Origin of the sequence: Kordia sp. (assembly GCF_022447245.1) — a bacterium.
Classification (GTDB): domain Bacteria; phylum Bacteroidota; class Bacteroidia; order Flavobacteriales; family Flavobacteriaceae; genus Kordia.
In genome coordinates this window covers 62,589-81,383 of the sequence record NZ_JAKVBC010000012.1, presented here as the reverse complement: position 1 = coordinate 81,383, position 18,795 = coordinate 62,589, and the positions used below count along the sequence as shown (strand labels likewise).

At 33.5% G+C, this 18,795-nt stretch carries 18 protein-coding genes; 10 read left to right on the top strand and 8 right to left on the bottom strand.

The features are described from left to right. Positions 1-48: 48 nt before the first annotated feature. The 4 genes from MK119_RS10235 to MK119_RS10225 form a co-directional block, all read right to left on the bottom strand. A complete protein-coding gene (locus MK119_RS10235; RefSeq protein WP_290677951.1) occupies positions 49-681 on the bottom strand; it encodes an HAD hydrolase-like protein in 633 nt (210 codons plus the stop codon). 821 nt (positions 682-1,502) lie between these two features. Further along, the gene (locus tag MK119_RS24275) at positions 1,503-1,724 is read right to left on the bottom strand and encodes a helix-turn-helix domain-containing protein (RefSeq protein ID WP_366512792.1); all 222 of its coding nucleotides are present in this window, start codon (positions 1,722-1,724) and stop codon (positions 1,503-1,505) included. 466 nt (positions 1,725-2,190) lie between these two features. Continuing rightward, a complete protein-coding gene (locus MK119_RS10230) occupies positions 2,191-2,628 on the bottom strand; it encodes a hypothetical protein (RefSeq protein ID WP_290677948.1) in 438 nt (145 codons plus the stop codon). 656 nt (positions 2,629-3,284) lie between these two features. Continuing rightward, positions 3,285-4,106 carry an alpha/beta hydrolase-fold protein gene (locus MK119_RS10225; protein ID WP_290677945.1) on the bottom strand — a complete coding sequence of 274 codons (822 nt, stop codon included), beginning with the start codon at positions 4,104-4,106 and terminating at the stop codon, positions 3,285-3,287. Between the two features lie 212 nt (positions 4,107-4,318). Between MK119_RS10225 and MK119_RS10220 the strand changes: the two genes are divergently transcribed. The 8 genes from MK119_RS10220 (at position 4,319) to MK119_RS10185 (ending at position 12,714) form a co-directional block, all read left to right on the top strand. Beyond that, entirely contained in the window at positions 4,319-4,867 is a 549-nt protein-coding gene (locus MK119_RS10220; RefSeq protein ID WP_290677942.1) for a DUF1697 domain-containing protein, read from the top strand. Between the two features lie 179 nt (positions 4,868-5,046). Continuing rightward, complete coding sequence (locus MK119_RS10215) at positions 5,047-5,451, top strand: RidA family protein (protein WP_290677939.1); 405 nt, start codon at positions 5,047-5,049, stop codon at positions 5,449-5,451. Between the two features lie 8 nt (positions 5,452-5,459). Next, the gene (locus MK119_RS10210; protein WP_290677936.1) at positions 5,460-6,905 is read left to right on the top strand and encodes an aldehyde dehydrogenase; all 1,446 of its coding nucleotides are present in this window, start codon (positions 5,460-5,462) and stop codon (positions 6,903-6,905) included. Positions 6,906-7,004: 99 nt separating this feature from the next. Next, positions 7,005-7,793, top strand: a complete 789-nt coding sequence (locus MK119_RS10205; RefSeq protein WP_290677933.1) for an SDR family oxidoreductase — start codon at positions 7,005-7,007, stop codon at positions 7,791-7,793. Between the two features lie 206 nt (positions 7,794-7,999). Next, positions 8,000-8,584, top strand: coding sequence for a hypothetical protein (locus tag MK119_RS10200; RefSeq protein WP_290677930.1), 585 nt, complete (start codon positions 8,000-8,002; stop codon positions 8,582-8,584). A 236-nt stretch (positions 8,585-8,820) separates the two neighbouring features. Beyond that, positions 8,821-9,906: an amidohydrolase family protein gene (locus MK119_RS10195; RefSeq protein WP_290677927.1), complete on the top strand. Its 1,086-nt coding sequence runs from the start codon at positions 8,821-8,823 to the stop codon at positions 9,904-9,906. A 3-nt stretch (positions 9,907-9,909) separates the two neighbouring features. Further along, positions 9,910-11,049, top strand: coding sequence for a hypothetical protein (locus MK119_RS10190; RefSeq protein WP_290677924.1), 1,140 nt, complete (start codon positions 9,910-9,912; stop codon positions 11,047-11,049). A 120-nt stretch (positions 11,050-11,169) separates the two neighbouring features. Continuing rightward, entirely contained in the window at positions 11,170-12,714 is a 1,545-nt protein-coding gene (locus MK119_RS10185) for an oligopeptide:H+ symporter (RefSeq protein WP_290677921.1), read from the top strand. A 64-nt stretch (positions 12,715-12,778) separates the two neighbouring features. Here the strand turns inward: MK119_RS10185 and MK119_RS10180 are convergent, their stop codons facing one another. Continuing rightward, positions 12,779-14,725 carry a T9SS type A sorting domain-containing protein gene (locus MK119_RS10180; protein ID WP_290677918.1) on the bottom strand — a complete coding sequence of 649 codons (1,947 nt, stop codon included), beginning with the start codon at positions 14,723-14,725 and terminating at the stop codon, positions 12,779-12,781. Between the two features lie 119 nt (positions 14,726-14,844). Here MK119_RS10180 and MK119_RS10175 point away from each other — a divergent pair, with 119 nt between their 5' ends. Next, a complete protein-coding gene (locus MK119_RS10175) occupies positions 14,845-15,651 on the top strand; it encodes a class I SAM-dependent methyltransferase (RefSeq protein ID WP_290677915.1) in 807 nt (268 codons plus the stop codon). Between the two features lie 29 nt (positions 15,652-15,680). Here the strand turns inward: MK119_RS10175 and MK119_RS10170 are convergent, their stop codons facing one another. Then, positions 15,681-16,460: a C4-type zinc ribbon domain-containing protein gene (locus MK119_RS10170; protein WP_290677912.1), complete on the bottom strand. Its 780-nt coding sequence runs from the start codon at positions 16,458-16,460 to the stop codon at positions 15,681-15,683. A gap of 2 nt (positions 16,461-16,462) precedes the next feature. Further along, a complete protein-coding gene (locus MK119_RS10165; protein ID WP_290677909.1) occupies positions 16,463-17,557 on the bottom strand; it encodes a Nif3-like dinuclear metal center hexameric protein in 1,095 nt (364 codons plus the stop codon). A 175-nt stretch (positions 17,558-17,732) separates the two neighbouring features. Here MK119_RS10165 and MK119_RS10160 point away from each other — a divergent pair, with 175 nt between their 5' ends. Next, on the top strand, positions 17,733-18,161 hold the full coding sequence (locus MK119_RS10160) for a hypothetical protein (RefSeq protein WP_290677908.1): 429 nt from the start codon (positions 17,733-17,735) through the stop codon (positions 18,159-18,161). A gap of 41 nt (positions 18,162-18,202) precedes the next feature. Here the strand turns inward: MK119_RS10160 and MK119_RS10155 are convergent, their stop codons facing one another. After that, a complete protein-coding gene (locus MK119_RS10155; protein WP_290677905.1) occupies positions 18,203-18,607 on the bottom strand; it encodes a hypothetical protein in 405 nt (134 codons plus the stop codon). Between the last annotated feature and the right edge of the window lie 188 nt (positions 18,608-18,795).

The window sequence follows — 18,795 nt, the reverse complement described above, 5'->3', positions numbered from 1 at the left end:
AATCTTATTGATGGAATGTAATAATATTTCGAAAGTTTACATTGTAAGTTACTCCAAAATAGTAAGCAACTCATTAAAATTTGAAATACAATGTTTAGCGTATATTGACCTTTCTTGTCCAAATTTAGCCACTTGAATGGTATTCAAACCAAGTTCAAAACCTGCTTTTAATTCAGAAGTTGGATTGTCTCCAATAATGTATACGCGAGTTGGATCTATTTTTCTTTTTAGAAGAATATTTTGAAAAATACCTTTCTTAAAAATTCGAGTTGGACTCAGAATATCGTCAATATAAATCTCACTAAACTGTTCTTTGATGCCTAGAAAATGGATTTTAGCATGTTGCAATTTTGAAAAACCTGTGGTCACAAGTATTTTTTCTTGTGATAAATCTTCAATCACATTACAATCTTCAAAAGTTTGAATGTTCAATTCATAATTGTGAACATTTATCAAACGCGCAAATTCAGCATTTTGATGCGTGTCAAAACCGTATTTCTGTGAAACAAAGTCAAAAGGATACTTCCACAATTCAGGAACAATTTTCGCAGTCATTTCCTTTCCAAATTTTGCAATCAATAAAGGATCAAACTGATCAAAAATAGGTTTCACAGCTTTCTTACCAATAGATTTGGTTTCAAATAGCGTGTCGTCTAAATCAAAAATTAATAGTTGGTTCATATATTTTAGATAAAACTAACCTCAAACAACAAATTATAAAGTTAGTATTTAAAAATAGAAAAGCCGGAAGAAAACCTTCCGACTTTACCTGAACCAAAGTTCAAACTTTACATGTCTTAACAAAAATCAGTCGTTTATAAATCTGATGTGATTTCACAATCATATCTTGAATGTGGGAAACAATCATTATTATAAGTAAAACGTAAGCATAACATATCATACGTAAACTTAAGTGTACATTCTGGAGTAATGGTCTTGGGACCTTGTCCTAAAATCACATTAGAAGAAAAGTTAGAAATAGATTTTTTGTTAAGATTTAAAGACTTTTAAGTTCTTTTTTTCATAATATATGTTTTAAAATTAGGAGAGGTAAAACAAGCCCTTTTTTAAAGTGCAAAAAAGAAAAGGCATTGATGAACCATAAATCATCAATGCCTTTTTCATATAGTCTAAAATCAAGATGTTTATTGAACGCTTGATTGATCACATAAAACATATTCTGATGGAGGAGGAGTTTTATAGTACCACTATTTGTAACACAGTCCGTAAAATCACAGCTTTCATATTTGGTTTGACAAATTTGTACGATTGTCAAATCATCGGTTCTTATTGTTGGTTCTGTATCAAGGTCAGAATTTGGACCTCCTCCAATATTTTTGTGAAGAAGTGTTAGGTCAGAAATTTTGCGTGTGTGCAATGTTAAGTTTTTAAGGTTTTTTTCTTCATGGAATTTGTTTTGTAATTAGTAGTAATAAAGCTAAAAACAATAAATTAAAATGAAATATATGCCATTGATGATTCATAAATCATCAATGGATGAGCTATTTTTTGTAAGATTTTTTTAAGAATTGAGAAGGATATATGCCCGTATGTGCTTTAAAAGCCTTCGAAAATGTTTCCTGTATTTTAAAACCAAACGTTTCTGCTATGGCTGTCATATTATTTGATTGTAAGATTTTATCGTTTTTCAATTTGATTAAAGCAGCATTAATTCGCAATTCATTAATATAAGCTGCATATGGTTTTCCTCTATATTTATTAATTGTTTTAGATAAAACAAAGTGTTTGTTCCTAATTTTTCTGCCATAAAACCTAAACTACAGTCTACTGATAAATAATGTTTCATTCTTTTCAAAATCAATGATCTTGTCTAAAATGATATTAGCTTTATCGTCAAGTATTTTTTCCTTTTTGGAAGCAATTTTTTTCTTCTTTTATTCTAGCAAGGTTACTTTTCTTAATAATTCCTGAAACTTTTTTTTCGTATGCTTTTCTCTTATTTTGTAATAAACAATGCTAAAGACAAAGAGTAAAATGGAGCTGATAGATATAATAAACAACCATTTTTTATTTTTTGACTGTGTAGTAAACTGTTTCCCTAAAGAATCTATTTCGGTGTTTAATGGAGCAACGTCAATTAATTTATGGGTTTCATTATTGATTTTTAAATCGTCAGCACTCTGTTTTTTTCTCTAATACGGAATAACGCTCAAAATGAAATGACATTTTTTAAGAATTTCCGATCTTATTATAAGCTAAGGCAAGAAATTCATGCAATTCCTTTTCATTAATATTTACATTATCTGAAGTATTTGTAAGCGCCAAAGCTTTTTCTAAATACGTTAAGGATTCTTGATACACGTTTAATTTATAAGAGCTTTTTCCTATATAAAATATAGCAGTAAGATATAAATCTTGATTATTGTCAACCTTAGTAATATCTTTAAGTTGTTTAGACAACGAAATACAGTCATTATACTGTCTTCTTTGGTAATGAATAATAGCTTTGTTCATTAAAAAAGGATAGTATAACCATGATAAATTCTTAGGACTACATTTTGTTAATCCAGCTTCATTATATAACTCGGCTTCATCGGTATTTTTCAGCCAAAGATAAGTATCAGCAATATTCAAGAGTGCTATGAGTTTATATACTGTACTGTCCATTTTATTTTTTAAAGTATCCGAAAGTTTCAGCACTTCTTTATATTAGTCAATAGCTTTTTCAAAATCTTTATGTAGTTTATTTATAAAAGCAATATTAGATAAAAGAGGAATTTTATGAGAAGCTCCTTAACCTTGCGTATATTCCATGGCTTTCGAATATGCCACAAGTGCATTGGAATCTTGACCTAAATCATTATAAATATTGCCTTTTAAGGAAAAGCATTTATATAAAAAGTAATTCATATTTGAGGGACATACTTTTTGATAAAGCTAATTCCACATGTGTTAAAGCATCTTTATTGTTTTGTAACTCATGATAATATTTGGAGATATAATAAATGGTTTCTGCTTTTTGTTTCTCACTAATTTCAATAATGCTTTTGGCTCTGATAGCATATTTCAAATGCTGTTGAAAGATCTTTATGAATAGATTCAGAATACAATGCTATCAACTCATCAAATGATTTGTCATTTGATAAATCAGTCAGGGCATGGATATGGCTTATAAAAGCAAAAATAAATAGTAATGTCAACTGTCTCATGAACAAGCTCTTTTTATAAGACTATAAAACTAGGATAAAAAAATGTGTTCAAAAGATTAGTTTATTCAGAATTATCAAAAAGAATAATTGTGTTGTCTTATTTCAAGAATATCTTTATTGATGAAGAAACTTTAATCCTTGATACATAGCAATCAATACAATAGAACGATGATGTTCATTTTCAAAATATTCAATTTTTGCATCTAACGTTTCTTTAGCTTTTTGTGTAAGACCTTTATAAAAAGCATCGTGTCTTTTTTTATTGCGTCCACGATTTCGTTCCCCTTGATTAGCCGTTGCAATGTATAATTTCTTCTGTAATGAAACAGGTTGTGCAGTAGCTATCTTTTGTTGCATCATTTTTTCGTCCCACCAAAGACTAGGATCAATGGCAATATAGGCATCAAAAAGACTGTTTTTATCTAAATACGCGTTAATTGTTAAAAGTCCTCCTAACGAATGTCCAATAAGAGTACGAAATGGTTTCGTTTTATAATTTTTATCAATATATGGAATCAACTCTTTTTCTATAAACCTTAGAAAATTTCTTCCGCCACCCATGGTGTTTTTACGCTTGGTTTTTATTTTAGTTAGTGTAAAATCACGTTCACGATCTACATTTTCAATAGCAACCACAATACTTTCTGGCATCAAACCATTTCTATTGCTGCCAGAACTCATAAAATGTACCGTGCTTGCCGCAGTTTTAAAATACGTAGATCCATCCAACAAAATAATAACGGGATAACTATCAGTTTCATCTGCATATTCATAAGAATCAGGGAGATTTACAATACAAGTTCTATTTTCACCTAGAATATCAGAATGAATGCTAAATGTACTGCCTACAACAATATCGGAACTTTGGTTGTTTTGACTAAAAATGGTTTGAATTCCTAAAAGAAATATAATAATGGAAAGTAATGAGTTTTTCATTATGGAATGTAGTTAGGTATATGGTTAAAATGTTTCATAAAAGTAACTAAAGATTCGAAACGAGCAATATACTTTAAGTAATAATTAGGTTTTTTAATATTGACGTTAGCAAGTTCTAACTAGTCCACAAAAAAAGCAATCAACAAAGAGAGGAATAAGGTTACCAAAAGCGATAGGAAAACAATTAAATAATTATCTCAAAAAATGTATCTTTGAAACGCACACAACCAACCAACATGATATACATTGCCATCTTACGTGGAATCAACGTTTCAGGAAGTAAAAAACTGCCTATGGTAGAACTTCGTGCTTTGCTTTCTAAGTTAAATTTTACAGACGTACAAACCTATATTCAAAGTGGAAATGTGGTTTTTAAATCCGATGAAAAAGATCAAGAAAAATTAGGAAGCCAAATCTCGGAAGCAATCAAAAAACAATATGATTATGATGTGCCTGTTTTGGTAAAAACAATCGAGCAATGGAAAAAAGCCATAGCTAACAATCCATTTACTGAAGAAGATATTTCAAAACAAGCAATTACATTTTTAGCAATAGTTCCTAAAGAAGAAATGAAGATAGAAGTTGATAGTAAAAACGATCGATTTAAAATTATTGATTCAGAAGTATATCTTTACTGTCCAAATGGTTTTGGGAGAAGCAAATTGACGAACAATCTCTTTGAGCGTAAACTCAAAACGCAAGCCACAACTAGAAACTGGAAAACCATTATTAAGTTGCTGGAAATGGCAGAAGTACTTTGAAATTATAAATGGAAAAACTGCTAGATGTAAAATGTAAAAGTTTTTTGAGTAACAAAGTCAAATCAAATTAACAAATCAACGAATTAATAAAAAACATACTTTTTAAGAGCCAAGAGCCAAGAGCCAAGAGCCAAGAGCCAAGAGCCAAGAGCCAAATTAATAAATAACACCCAACAAAAATGCAAGAAAAAAAAGTAACTCCAAGAGGCGCATATCCACACACCAAACGTGTTGGAGATTTTATATTTGTATCAGGAACAAGTTCACGAAGACCTGACAATTCCATTGCCGGAGTTGATATCATTGACGAAATGGGAACGAAGCATTTAAATATTCGTACACAAACCCGTGAAGTATTAAAAAACATTGACAAAAACTTACAAAGCGTTGGTGCAAGTTTGGCAGATGTTGTAGATGTGACTTCATTTTTGGTAAATATGAATGATTTTGCAGGATACAATGAGGCTTACGGAGAATTCTTTGATAAAGAAACTGGACCAACACGTACCACAGTTGCGGTACATCAATTGCCACATCCTGATTTGGTAGTGGAGATTAAAGTTGTTGCGTATAAAAAACAATAGTTTATCGTATGAAAAAGATTCTCAACTATATCAACGGAAGTTATGTAGCGCCCAAAAGTAACGCGTGGATTGATAATTACAATCCTTCCAATGGAGAAGTGTACGGGCACATTCCAAATTCGTCAGCAGAAGATGTCGAAGCAGCATATCAAGCTGCCAAAGCTGCTTTTCCAAGTTGGTCGCAAACAACACTTGAAGAACGAAGCAATATTCTCAATAAAATTGCAGAACTCATAGAAGAAAGCTTAACAGAGTTAGCACATGCAGAATCTTTAGACAATGGAAAACCATTAAGTCTAGCTTCGCGAATTGACATTCCGAGAGCTACAAGTAACTTCAAATTCTTTGCACAAGCCATTACGCAATTTTCAAGTGAAGCACATGAAAGTATTGGACTCAATGCTATGAATTTTACCTTGCGTCAACCAATAGGAGTTGTAGGTTGCATTTCACCATGGAATTTACCATTATATCTTTTTACGTGGAAAATTGCGCCTGCATTAGCCACAGGAAATACGGTTGTAGCTAAGCCAAGTGAAGTCACGCCCATGACAGCATATTTACTAGGTGAAATCTGTACCAAAGCAGGTTTGCCAAACGGTGTATTAAACATTGTGCACGGTTTGGGACATACTACTGGACAAGCAATTACAGAGCATCCAAACATAAAAGCGATATCATTTACGGGTGGAACGGCAACCGGAGCGCATATTGCAAGAACTGCAGCACCAATGTTTAAAAAGCTCTCGCTAGAATTAGGAGGAAAAAATCCAAATATCATCTTTACAGATTGTGATTATGACGAAATGTTGAAAGTTACGGTGCGATCTTCCTTTGCAAATCAAGGACAAATCTGTTTGTGTGGATCGCGAATTTTTGTAGAAAGAAGCATCTATGACAAATTCAAAACGGACTTTGTGGCACGCGTGAAACAACTCAAAGTAGGGAATCCATTTGATGAAACTACAAAAGTTGGTGCTTTAGTATCAAAACCACACTTAGAAAAAGTAAAATCATATATAGACATCGCCAAAGAAGAAGGCGGAACCATTCTATGCGGTGGAAATGGGGTTGTAGTTGAAGGATTTGAAAATGGATACTACTTACAGCCAACAGTCATTGAAGTACCAACCGATCAATGTCGTGTAAATCAAGAAGAAATATTTGGTCCAATTGTAACTATCATGCCATTTGATACAGAAGAGGAAGTCTTAGCTATGGCAAATGGAGTACGATATGGATTGTCATCTACATTATGGACAAACAATTTAAACCGTACCATGCGTATGTCTAAACAACTCGAAGCAGGAATTGTTTGGGTAAATACATGGTTATTGCGTGATTTACGTACACCTTTTGGTGGAATGAAAAACTCAGGAGTAGGTCGTGAAGGTGGATTAGAAGCTTTACGTTTCTTCACAGAACCTAAAAATATATGTATTAAATATTCGTAGTATAAAATTATAAATGTTGAGTTTTAAGTTGAACAGTATTTTAAACTAACAAATCAACAAATCAACAAATCAACGAAAAGAGAAAATAACAAACAACATATGAACCTAAACTTACAACATAAAAACGCACTTGTTTGTGGAAGTACACAAGGAATTGGAAAAGCAACTGCACAAGAGCTAGCAATGCTAGGAGCTAATGTAACTTTGACTGCTAGAAATGAAGAAAAATTACAAAATGTACTTTCAGAATTAGATACTTCAAAAGGACAGAAACACAATTATATCGTTGCTGACTTTCAAAATCCAGATGGATTGAGAGCAAAAATTGAAGCACATGTTTCAGAAAATGATTCCTTTCATATCTTAATCAATAACACAGGCGGACCAGCTGGCGGACCAGTATTTAACGCGAAAATTGATGAGTTTGAACGTGCCTTTACTCAACACTTAAAATGCAATCATGTATTAGCACAAACTGTAGTAGGAGGTATGAAAGAAGCTGGTTATGGACGAATCATCAATGTAATATCTACTTCGGTAAAACAACCTTTAGACGGTTTGGGCGTTTCAAACACTATTCGTGGAGCTGTAGCCAACTGGTCAAAAACATTAGCAAACGAATTAGGACAATTTGGAATCACAGTAAACAACGTATTGCCAGGTGCAACAGCTACTGAACGTTTATCAGAAATTATAAAAAACAAGGCAGCTAAAACAGGAAAATCAATTGATGAGGTAAGCGAAGCTATGAAAAGTGCGGTGCCGGCCAAACGTTTTGCACAACCACAAGAAATTGCAAACGCTGTAGCCTTCTTAGCTAGTGAAGCTGCTTCGTATATAAATGGAATTAATGTGCCTGTAGATGGAGGACGTACAAAATCTTTGTAATATTCTTAAAATAAACATTTCTGATTTTGGACTGTATAATTTATAAACGATGGATTAAAAATCTTATAATTATAAAAGTGAAACTAACTGAAATTAATATTTTTCATTGAATCTTTCAAAAAAGTGTTAAAAAATCCTTAAATTGATTAACAGTAAACCACTTTTGCGATGTACATTGCATTGCTAACTAATAAACTAACCATAATATGAATAGAAGAAACTTTATTGCATCTAGTATCATGGGCGCAGGCGCGCTATCAATGTTCCCTAGTTCTGCACTAGCAAGTAATCAGAATGTTTCACTTACCAGCATCGGAGAAGGATTTAACCGTTTGCTAAGTACTGTGAACCACATTTCTATTTCTAATTTATCTGCAAATGTAGCTAACACGCATGGACGTTTAGTAAGAGCATTAGATAAAGAAGGGTATATGTACAATGCGTCTCAAGTTGTACAACTCAACAGTAGTTGCTTTGCAATTCCATTACACAAAAAACCAATGCTAGGATTTCATAGTAAAGAATTAGCATTAATCGTAAAGCAAAATGGAGGAAGCAAATTCTACATTTTAAACGAAAAATTAGCTACAGAGTTTGCTGGACTTATTGAAAGTTACAGCGATAATGCAGCATCTCACGAGCTGGATTTGGACGCAGCATCATTTGTATTTCCAGTTAAAGTTGTGGCACAAAAACAAGGGAAAGAAACTACTTTTGCCTATCAAAATAAGTTTAACAATACAATTACATTAAAAAGCGCTCGAAAAGTAGCCGCAGCTTTTGTAAGTTAAGCAAATAACCAACCGACCATATTTTAAGAGTCTTTACGCTTTTTGAGAAATTGAAAAGTTTAAAGGCTTTTTTTTAACTTAAATATTTTAAAACGTTAAATACATCACAAATTTCATAATAAATACTATTTTTATAGAATTAATTTGCGTAAAGGATAGAAATAGTATCTTACTAGTTTTTATTCAATAAGATATAGTCGAAATGCACTTTTGAACACGCTTAAAACAACACAACCTTGAAACGAAAACTGCGAATAAACGGCCACTCACATTTGTTACCTTACCCTGAACAAATTCCTGCTTTTATGAAAGAAAAAAAGGTGTTTTGGGTAGATGATGAACGTAAATATATGCTACAAGAAGGTTGGAAACGACCTGTAACAGATTCTAGTTTTTTCTTAAATGAAAAACTGGAATGGATGGAGAAAAACAAAATTGATCATGCGGTAATTTTAAATCTTTCGCAGTTGTATGGAAATGGATTGCGCTTAGAAGTCATGAAACATGCGCTACGTTTTCAGAATGATTTTAATGCAGAAGTTCAACGAAATCATCCTTCAAAATTTACCTGCGGATTTGTAGTGCATCCAGGTTTTATACATGGTGCTTTGTGGGAAATAGAACGTTGTGTAGAAGACTTAGGCTTACGTGTACTGTGTTTACCAACGCATTTTATGGACTCAATAGGGCAGTGGCGATCGGTTTTTGATGAAGAAAATAATCCAATTTTTGAATTGGCTGATAAATACAAACTCGCTATTGAAATTCATCCCTACGATGGCGATAAAATGATTAAACTACAAAATGTAAACTGGCGTTTTCACTTAATTTGGATGTTGGCACAATGTGGTGATGCGTATCATTTTTATACTCTGAATGGAATGCAAGAGCGTTTCCCAAATATTAGAACCTGTTTTGCACATGGTGGACAATTGGCACAAATGAACTTGGGAAGAAGAATTCAAGGATTTGATGGACGTCCAGATTTGTTTGAAGGAAAAGTACATCCACGAAAAGCCGTAGGGCATCCTAATATTTACTTTGATACATTAGTACACGATACAGATTCGTTTAAATTGATGGTAGAACGCCAAGGGAACAATCAAATTATCATGGGATTAGACGATCCGTATCCGTTAGGAGAAATGGAAAGTGATGCACAATCTTCGTATCCTGGCAAATTACTAGACTTAGCTATAGAACGAGACATTATCAACCAAGAACAATACGATGACATCTGGGAAGACAATGTACTTCGTTGGTTATTTGGTGATGATGAAACTGCTAAAAAAGACTTGGTTCGTAAGATATTGGGAGAATAGCAGATGACTAATGTAGAACAGTTTCATAACCTAGCGCATATTTTTATATCCTTTGTTGGAGCTATTCTACTATTAGCAATTTACTCAAACATACGGAAGCGTTTTCGTCAAATTTTAGAAGAAGATGCCTCACAAAAGCGTGTAGATAGTGGATTATTATATTTGAGCTTGGCAATGTTTGTATGGGTAGGCTCAGGAATTTGGGCATACATCGCAAAGCATTTTGAATTTTCAGAACAAATGACGTATCAAGTTGGTGTCAACTTATTATCGATTGTCAATAATTTATTCCTATTGATGGCGCTTTTTTACTTTTACTATGCGCCAAAATTTATCTATAACAATATAAAAAATGTAAAGATTATCATCGGAATGATTCTCGCAGTTGCTACAATTACCTTAGTGATGGCAGGTGTTTTTGGAGGAGATAATGTGCATTTTGGTGTCAAATGGAATGCAGTACCCGATTTGATTTTATCAGGCTTCTTATGTTTTTTGTTACTGATTTCGTTTTACAAAACTTTTTTATATCGTGGATTGCACTTAGTTGCTATGATTTCGGCAGTCATTATGGTATTGATTTTTATCTCGCAATTGCCAGAAGTATTTTTAGGAATGAACGATACGTTTCCAACATTATTAATTAAAATAATAGCCAAAACATCGTTGATTTCTTTATTCTTGGTATTGGCAACAAGTTGGGTAATTCAATTGGCAAATACACCGCGACCAAACGAAATGCGTATTCAATTTTTAGATTGGTCTTTGATTCAACTAAGCATTCCATCTAAAAATATCAACAATGCAGAAGTCGATTTTCGATCGAAAACCACACAATATAAAAATCTATTAAAATTTGCAATTCGTCGTGCAAATGGTACAGGTGATGTACAAAGTATTTTGGTGAGTTCTGGAGGCGAAATTAAAAATCAAACCTACCTTACGCGTATCATAGAAAATGTAAACGAAATACTACAACTCGATAGCGAACAACAGCTGGAACGAAGAGACTTGTTTACGTTTTTAGGAGAAGGGAAATACCGATTGCGCATGATTCCTGAAAACATAACCATAGATGAAGGTTTGCTACACGAATTTGTGCAAAGTAATGAAAACAGTGCATATGCTGAGATTTGTAATTAATTGTGCTTCACTCACAATTGCACACAAGGAGTTATTTTTTACTATACTTTACTACACGACTTTCTTTTAAAATATCAGTGAAACACATTTGTGTATTGCTAATTTTAAAAACAAACACAGATGGAATCATCTACCGTTTCCGAAACTCGCTTCGGACATCCTAAGGGACTTTTTTATTTATTTTTTGCAGAGCTCTGGGAACGATTTTCGTTCTATGGAATGAAAGCCTTATTGATCTTATACATGACCAAACAATTGCTGTTTGGTGACGATATGTCTATTGGAATTTTTGCAGCATATATGTCTTTAGTATATGTAACACCAGTATTGGGAGGAATCATTGCCGATCATTATATTGGTTACCGAAGAGCCATATTTTTAGGAGGAATTCTCATGGCGTTAGGACACTTTTTCTTAACCATAGAACAACCTCTATTTTTCTATGGCTCGTTGGCGTTAATTATTGTTGGTAACGGATTTTTTAAACCCAATATTTCCACATTTGTAGGCGCATTATATACAGAAGGCGACAAACGACGCGATTCTGGGTTTACAATATTTTACATGGGGATCAACATTGGTGGCGCTGTAGCTCCGTTATTGTGTGCGTGGTTTGCAGAAGTTTATGGATGGCATTATGGTTTTATGTTAGCAGGTTTGGGAATGTTATTAGGCTTGTTTTATTTTTACAGAGGAACCAATAAAAATGTATTTCAAGACAAAGGAAGAATTCCTGATGAAAAAGTATATCATGAGAAGTTTTTAGGTTTAAACAAAGGACAATTAGTTACGATTGGGGCTTTTTTGGCCGTTCCTGTGTTTGCGTTAATTGTACGATTCAATCAATACGAACATTACATTGTTTGGGTTGCTACGTTTGGCATTACGGCAATGTTGATTTACATCTATCGTTCTGTCGGAAGCATCGCGCGAAAGCGATTATTGGTTACAGCCTATTTTACCATTTTGATGTCTTTATTTTGGGCAATTTTTGAACAAGCGGGAAGTTCTCTAACCTTATTTGCCGATCGAAATATCAACCTTGTCGGATTGAATGCAGCACAAACCAATAGTATCAATTCTGGATTTATCATTCTCTTAGCAATTCCGTTTTCATGGTTGTGGGCAGTATTAATTCGTAAAAAGAAAAATCCGAACTCAGCTATCAAAGCAGGTTTAGGCTTATTATTATTAGGACTTGGATTTATCGTATTTGCCATGTCGGCAAATTCAGCAGATACATCAGCCAAAACATCTATGTGGTATCTATTTGTTGGATATTTTATTTTAACGGTAGGCGAGTTGTGCATTTCTCCAATTGGTTTGTCAAAAATGACGGAGTTATCTCCTAAAAAGTATTTGGCTTTTATTATGGGTGTTTTCTTTGCAGCATCTTTTTATGGGCACTTTTTTGCTGGAAAAATAGCCAAGCTTACCACAGTTTCAGATGTTGAGAATATGTTTGCGAGTGGAATTTTCGGAGAAATTACAGAAATGGTCACTGGATTAACGGCTACATTCTCTGGGCCGAATCAAACAGCTTTCGAACAATTATATCAATATGTCTCTGTATATGCCGTTTTTGGTGTATTAACAGCTGTAATAGGATTGATTGTTATTATGATATCACCTTTCATCAAAAAGTTGATGAGCGGCGTTCATTAATCAAAAAGCAAAAGCCTCGCAATTGCAAGGCTTTTCATTTTTAGCACTATTACTTTGATCTGAATTACTTCTTCACAATAAGTTTCGTATATGTGTTTCCAGCAGCATCTTGCAGATTTACAAAATAACTTCCTGTTTTTAATTCACTAATATCAATAGCTTTTTGATCGTTTTGCATTCCAAACGTTTTTACTTGCTGTCCCACTAAATTGTATACGTTTACTTTTGAAATTGGAGTAGTAGATTCAATCTGTAATTTTCCAGTAGTTGGATTCGGGTACATAGCAAAAACAGCTTCTTCAAAATCGTTTGTACTCAACGTATTTGTGATCGTCATACTTGTAGACGTTTCATATAAATTACAATCACCAACAGTATGTGTAATCGTATACACTCCCATCGTAGAAGCTGATAAATCAATTTCCCCTGTAGTTGTATTGATCACTAATCCAGCAGGCGTTGCTGTAAATACACCAGTTACACCCGTTGTACGTGTTGGTGTTGGATCTGTATCGTCCATTGCATACGTATTATTTGCATACATAAAGTTTGCAAAGTCATTGTAATGTAAATCAATATAGTTTTTGATTACTGTTGCATAATCATCAGCAAAAGGCACTAAAGTTTGTGGTCTTGTATCATATACATTTCCATTATACGTTCCTAAGTCACGTACACGACGGTTAACTTCGGTCATAATTCCATCAATAGTTCCACCGCCGCCAACACCATCACTAGCAGCTGGACCAGAACCGTGACGTCTGTTGTTGTAGAAATCTCCATCAAAATAAGCATTGCCAAATGGACGTGTATCATCACAGCTATTAGAAGCGCCACTATCAAAATCACTAGGAATGGTACGATAACCAGAAGTTACACCGCAACCAGAATATCCTTGTGCGTTGTAGAATGCTCCACCAGTATCTTTAAAAAGTCCACCTAAACTGCTTGGGCCACGAACCAACTCTTCTTGAGTCAGGTTTCCTAAATTATTACTTACAAGATTTGTAATTGTTGAGTTTGATACTGAATTTAAATAGTTAGGAGTTGCATTATTTAAGTCAGAAGCCGAAATATTATAACCTGCTTCAATTCTAGGGACACTATGACTTTGTCCATGTAAATCTATAAACAATCCTTTTCCCCATTTGTTCATTACATCTGCGCTTGCTTGATCAATGAAGTTATGGAAAGTGTTCCAATAGAATAAGGCATCAGCATCTCCGCAAGTAGCTTCGTTTTGTTCTCTATTTGGATCTAATTTACTTCTGTGTAAGTTGTTTATAATCACATACGGATAACAACCAGTTTGTTCAAAAACGGATTGTTGAATTTCACGAACCAGAATATCAGTGTTATCATCTCTTTCATTGGTACCACAACCTCTATCTGGTAAAGCACCATCATTATCAGCATAAAATGTTCCTCCAATAGTTTGCCCAGATTGCTTTACTCCACCATGTGGTGCGGCAATAATAATTGGCATATTTCCAGGAATATACTCTATGTATTCGTTTCCGCTGGTATCAAATTGTGAAACTCCAGGGAAAGGAGGCGGAGGCGCAGGAGCTTCCTCTAAAGCAAAATAGAATGTTTGAGAAATCTGAACAGGATTTCCTGAAGTAACATTATTGGAAAAATCTCCATTAAAAGTGTATGCAGTTTGTCCATCTGCAGTAATTGTCAAACTTCCACTGCCATTCCAATCATCTCCATAAAAGTCATATACAGTAACATAATAACCAGTTCCTGCTGGCATATTGTCGTCAATTGGGTAACTTACAGCGGTTGTTGTTTCATTATAAGGAGCATTTCCGCTACCATCAAAGCCATTATCTACAGTTTGTAATAAAGTGCCGCTAGGACTGTATAACTCTACTCGGTTTTCAGAAGACCATTGCGGCCAATCGACGGTAATAATTACATCAACATTTTGAGCATACGTTGTAAAACTCATCAACAAGCATAAAAGGAAAATACTTTTAAATAGTGAAAAAGTAGTTTTTTTCATATATAAATTAATTTAAGTAAGATTATTTCAGGTACGATTTAGAATTTTTTCCTTACAATTGTACATAAGGAGGAAAATCATAAACAATAATACGATAAAAGCCATAAAAATCCGACAAAATGAATGATAATTATTTTAAAACTAATAAAGAGACTTGGAATAAGAAAGTAGCAGTTCACGCAAAAAGTGAAATGTATGCAATGGAAGATTTTAAAAAAGGGAAATCTTCACTGATGAAATATGAACTGAATAGTCTCCCAAATATTGCTGGAAAATCATTATTACACTTGCAATGTCATTTTGGACAAGATACCTTAAGTTTTGCTCGAATGGGGGCAAAATGCACAGGAATTGATTTGTCTGATGAAGCAATTAAATTAGCAAAATCCTTGAACGAAGAGCTGAATTTAGACGCTACTTTTCATTGTTGTAATGTATTTGATGTAAATGACCATGTAACCGATACATTTGATATTGTATTTACAAGCTATGGGACTATTGGTTGGTTGCCAGACTTAACAAAGTGGGCAACGATTATTGCATCGCGTTTAAAAGATGATGGAACATTTTACATGGCAGAATTTCATCCCATTGTATGGATGTTTGATTATTTACAGACACCGCCAGTGTTAAGATATGCATACAGTCAAGATGAAGTAATTTATGAAGAATATGAAGGAACGTATGCAGAAGATGGAAAAACTAAAATAATAAGTAAAGAATATGCGTGGAACCATGGATTGGGAGACGTTATCAGCGCTTTAATTAATGCAGGTTTGACAATTGAATTCCTTACGGAACACGATGCATCACCATACGATGTATTGCCTGATTTAGTGAAAAATGAAGAAGGAATGTATGAAACAAAAGATAAACTCTATCCAATGATATACGAATTAAAAGCCACAAAAAAACCTCGCAAGTAGCGAGGTTTTTTTATAAGTGTTTATTTAAATTAAAACTTTGCGAAAAGTTTTTCCATTTTTTCTTTTTCTTCATCTGCTAATGCAGGATCAACTAAGATACGACCACTGTGCTCATCTGTGATGATTTTCTTTCTAGAAGCAATTTCTACCTGAACCTGTGGTGGAATTGTAAAATACGAACCTCCGGAAGCTCCTCTTTCAATCTTTACAACAGCTAAACCGTTACGAACATTTCTACGGATTCTTTTATATGCTGCTAACAATCTGTCTTCGATTAATTTTTCGAACTCTTCAGATTTCTGTAAAAGGAATTCTTCTTCTCTTTTCGTTTCTTCAAGAATATCATTCAACTCAGCTTTCTTGTGCTTTAGATGTGATACTCTTTCTTCCAAACGTTCTTTGGTTTGACCAATAACAGCTTTCTTTTGCTCAATAGAAACTTTAAATTCTTTGATGTGCTTCTCAGCCAACTGCATTTCTAGCTCTTGGAATTCAACTTCTTTAGATAAAGCGTTGTACTCTCTGTTGTTACGAACATTCTTTTGTTGCTCTGTATACTTCTTGATTAAGCTTTTTGCTTCCTCAATGATATTCTTTTTGTTTTTAATGTCTTCATCAATCTGATCAAGATCACCGTGAAACTTTTCAAGTCTCGTGTTTAATCCAGCTACTTCGTCTTCTAAATCTTCTACTTCTAAAGGAAGCTCTCCACGAACGTTCTTGATCTCGTCTACGCGAGAGTCAATTAATTGTAAATCAAAAAGCGCGCGTAATTTTTCTTCGACCGTAACTTCTTTCTTCTTTGCCATATTTATGAATACTTGATTGGATTTGTATTTTCTGCTGATAAAATGATCGCAAAATTAGGAATTTTTTTCGTAAGATACTCAAATAAAAGATTTTTTGTATACTGTTCACTTTCATAATGCCCAATATCAGCTAAAATTATTTGTCCTTCCGCTTGGTAAAAATCGTGGTATTTCAAGTCTGCCGTGACATACGCGTCGGCACCTGCTCGTTTGGCAGCACTGATGGCAAAGCTTCCACTTCCACCTAAAACAGCTACTTTTTGTATCATTTTTCCGGATAAAGCCGAATGTCGTACCACCGGAACGTTCATTTTTGTCTTCAACAACGTCATAAAATGCATTTCGGTGATGGGTTTTTTAAACTCACCAACCATGCCCATTCCTATATGTTGATTCATATTTTCCAAAGTTGTAATCTCATAGGCAACTTCTTCATACGGATGTGTTGCATGCAATGTTTTTATGATTTTTCCTTCTAAATGTTTGGCAAAGGTGATTCCAATTCGAATTTCTTCTTCAAAATGTGTTTCTCCTTTTTGTCCAATGGTTGGATTAGAAGCTTCATTTCCTTGAAAACTCCCCAAGCCTTCTATATTAAAACTACAATTTTCATAATTTCCAATACTTCCTGCACCAACAGCAAATAATGCATTGCGAAGTCTCTCCGCGGCTGTCTTTGGTACAAAAGTCACCAATTTTTTAATTGTTCCTTTTTGTGGAATTAGGATAGATTTATTGGTTAAGCCTAATTCGTCACATATACGATCACTTACGCCAGTCCATGAATTATCCAAAGCTGTATGCATTGCATAAATAGCAATATCGTGTTTGATAGCTTTTAGTACAACACGTTCCACATAGGTTTTTCCTGTAATCTTTTTTAAGCCAGAAAATATTATAGGATGAAAGCTTACAATCATATTGCATTTTTTTTCAATGGCTTCATCAACTACATTTTCCAGTGTATCTAACGAAATTAATACACCAGAAACTTCTTGTTGGCTATCTCCAACCAACAATCCTACATTGTCAAAATCTTCCGCATACGCAAGCGGACATAATGCTTCAATGTGCGACATAATATCTTGGACTTTCATCTTTTTTCCTTTTGGATCAAATATAAAAATAAGCAGTAGAAAAATGACAATTAAAACGAAAAACAGCACAATTTAGAACGTTCATAAATTTTTTACGACGTTTACAAAATAATTTCAAGCTTGTATTGAAAGATGCTGTATCTTCAAATTAATAACTAAAATTATAATATGAATTATGAAGAAAAATTTGACTGCGATCCTGCTTTGTTTGATTCCCTTTTGTCTGTTTTCACAATCGCGAAGTGGAATTATTCCTATTGAAGACAATCGTTTATTTAAAGTGCTTTTAGAAATGAATGAGCATAACATGTTTTCTAGGAGCAACGAACATTTTAGAATGCAAGCCATAAAAGTTGCCAGTGATGAACGTGTGAGTGATGATGAAGATATTCAAGCGTTTAAAAGCTTTTATTACATAGTGATTGCAGACTTTGAAGAATCACCACGAGGAAAATTGTATAAAACGACCAATCTAATTTCCCCACAAATTTCTGTATATCCAGATAGTTATAAGTTTTTTAAAATCTTAATCTCACATGGCAAACAGCAGGAACATCAACTGGTACTTTTTGCTTCTAATGAAAAGATCTATGTGAAAAAATAGTGAACGAATTGAATTTACGTTTTTCAGAATAGAAAGAGGTTTTATTTTTTTGAGCTAACCTCAGATTCTAAATAAATTCTTTGTCCAACTTTAAAAACCACAATGCTTTTTAATTCTAAATCAGAAAGTTTGTCGCAGCAAATTTCATATTTCTTTTTGTTCTTATATATTTCAGCGTATGCTTTGCTTAGTTCAACTATGATATCTTTTTTACTGAAACCATTTTCGCTAGTTATTTCGTAACCAATTATTTTCTTTGAAGGAAAATTAATAATTAAAATCGCTTTTGTGCTATCTGTAACGCTAGAGTTGCCACAATACAATTTATCGAGTTCAGGAGTGGCAAGGTTAATTCCTCCTAGACCTCCTTTCTCACGAATATATCTTGTCCTATATTCTCCTTCTATTTGAAATGGAATAGCCGAAACAATCATTCCTCCATACATGATATCTTTTTTTTCTATTTCAAAACTTCTTTGAAGAATTGTTTTTTCGCTACAACTCAGAAGACTTGTAAGATAATAATGAATAAAAAACTTTTTTTCATAATGATCATACTAATCGGTTATGGGATAAATATAGGATACTTCAATGATTAAGTAAATATTCAAAAATAAAGAATCCAAGAGTTTTT

Bases quoted from the DNA above. Each gene is read 5' to 3' on its own strand.
- MK119_RS10230 (WP_290677948.1), bottom strand. From the start codon at position 2,628: ATGGACAGTACAGTATATAAACTCATAGCACTCTTGAATATTGCTGAT.
- MK119_RS10235 (WP_290677951.1), bottom strand. From the start codon at position 681: ATGAACCAACTATTAATTTTTGATTTAGACGACACGCTATTTGAAACC.
- MK119_RS10155 (WP_290677905.1), bottom strand. From the start codon at position 18,607: ATGTATGGAGGAATGATTGTTTCGGCTATTCCATTTCAAATAGAAGGA.
- MK119_RS10180 (WP_290677918.1), bottom strand. From the start codon at position 14,725: ATGAAAAAAACTACTTTTTCACTATTTAAAAGTATTTTCCTTTTATGC.
- MK119_RS10190 (WP_290677924.1), top strand. From the start codon at position 9,910: ATGACTAATGTAGAACAGTTTCATAACCTAGCGCATATTTTTATATCC.
- MK119_RS10205 (WP_290677933.1), top strand. From the start codon at position 7,005: ATGAACCTAAACTTACAACATAAAAACGCACTTGTTTGTGGAAGTACA.
- MK119_RS10215 (WP_290677939.1), top strand. From the start codon at position 5,047: ATGCAAGAAAAAAAAGTAACTCCAAGAGGCGCATATCCACACACCAAA.
- MK119_RS10170 (WP_290677912.1), bottom strand. From the start codon at position 16,460: ATGGCAAAGAAGAAAGAAGTTACGGTCGAAGAAAAATTACGCGCGCTT.
- MK119_RS10210 (WP_290677936.1), top strand. From the start codon at position 5,460: ATGAAAAAGATTCTCAACTATATCAACGGAAGTTATGTAGCGCCCAAA.
- MK119_RS10185 (WP_290677921.1), top strand. From the start codon at position 11,170: ATGGAATCATCTACCGTTTCCGAAACTCGCTTCGGACATCCTAAGGGA.
- MK119_RS10175 (WP_290677915.1), top strand. From the start codon at position 14,845: ATGAATGATAATTATTTTAAAACTAATAAAGAGACTTGGAATAAGAAA.
- MK119_RS10200 (WP_290677930.1), top strand. From the start codon at position 8,000: ATGAATAGAAGAAACTTTATTGCATCTAGTATCATGGGCGCAGGCGCG.
- MK119_RS10160 (WP_290677908.1), top strand. From the start codon at position 17,733: ATGAAGAAAAATTTGACTGCGATCCTGCTTTGTTTGATTCCCTTTTGT.
- MK119_RS10165 (WP_290677909.1), bottom strand. From the start codon at position 17,557: ATGAAAGTCCAAGATATTATGTCGCACATTGAAGCATTATGTCCGCTT.
- MK119_RS10225 (WP_290677945.1), bottom strand. From the start codon at position 4,106: ATGAAAAACTCATTACTTTCCATTATTATATTTCTTTTAGGAATTCAA.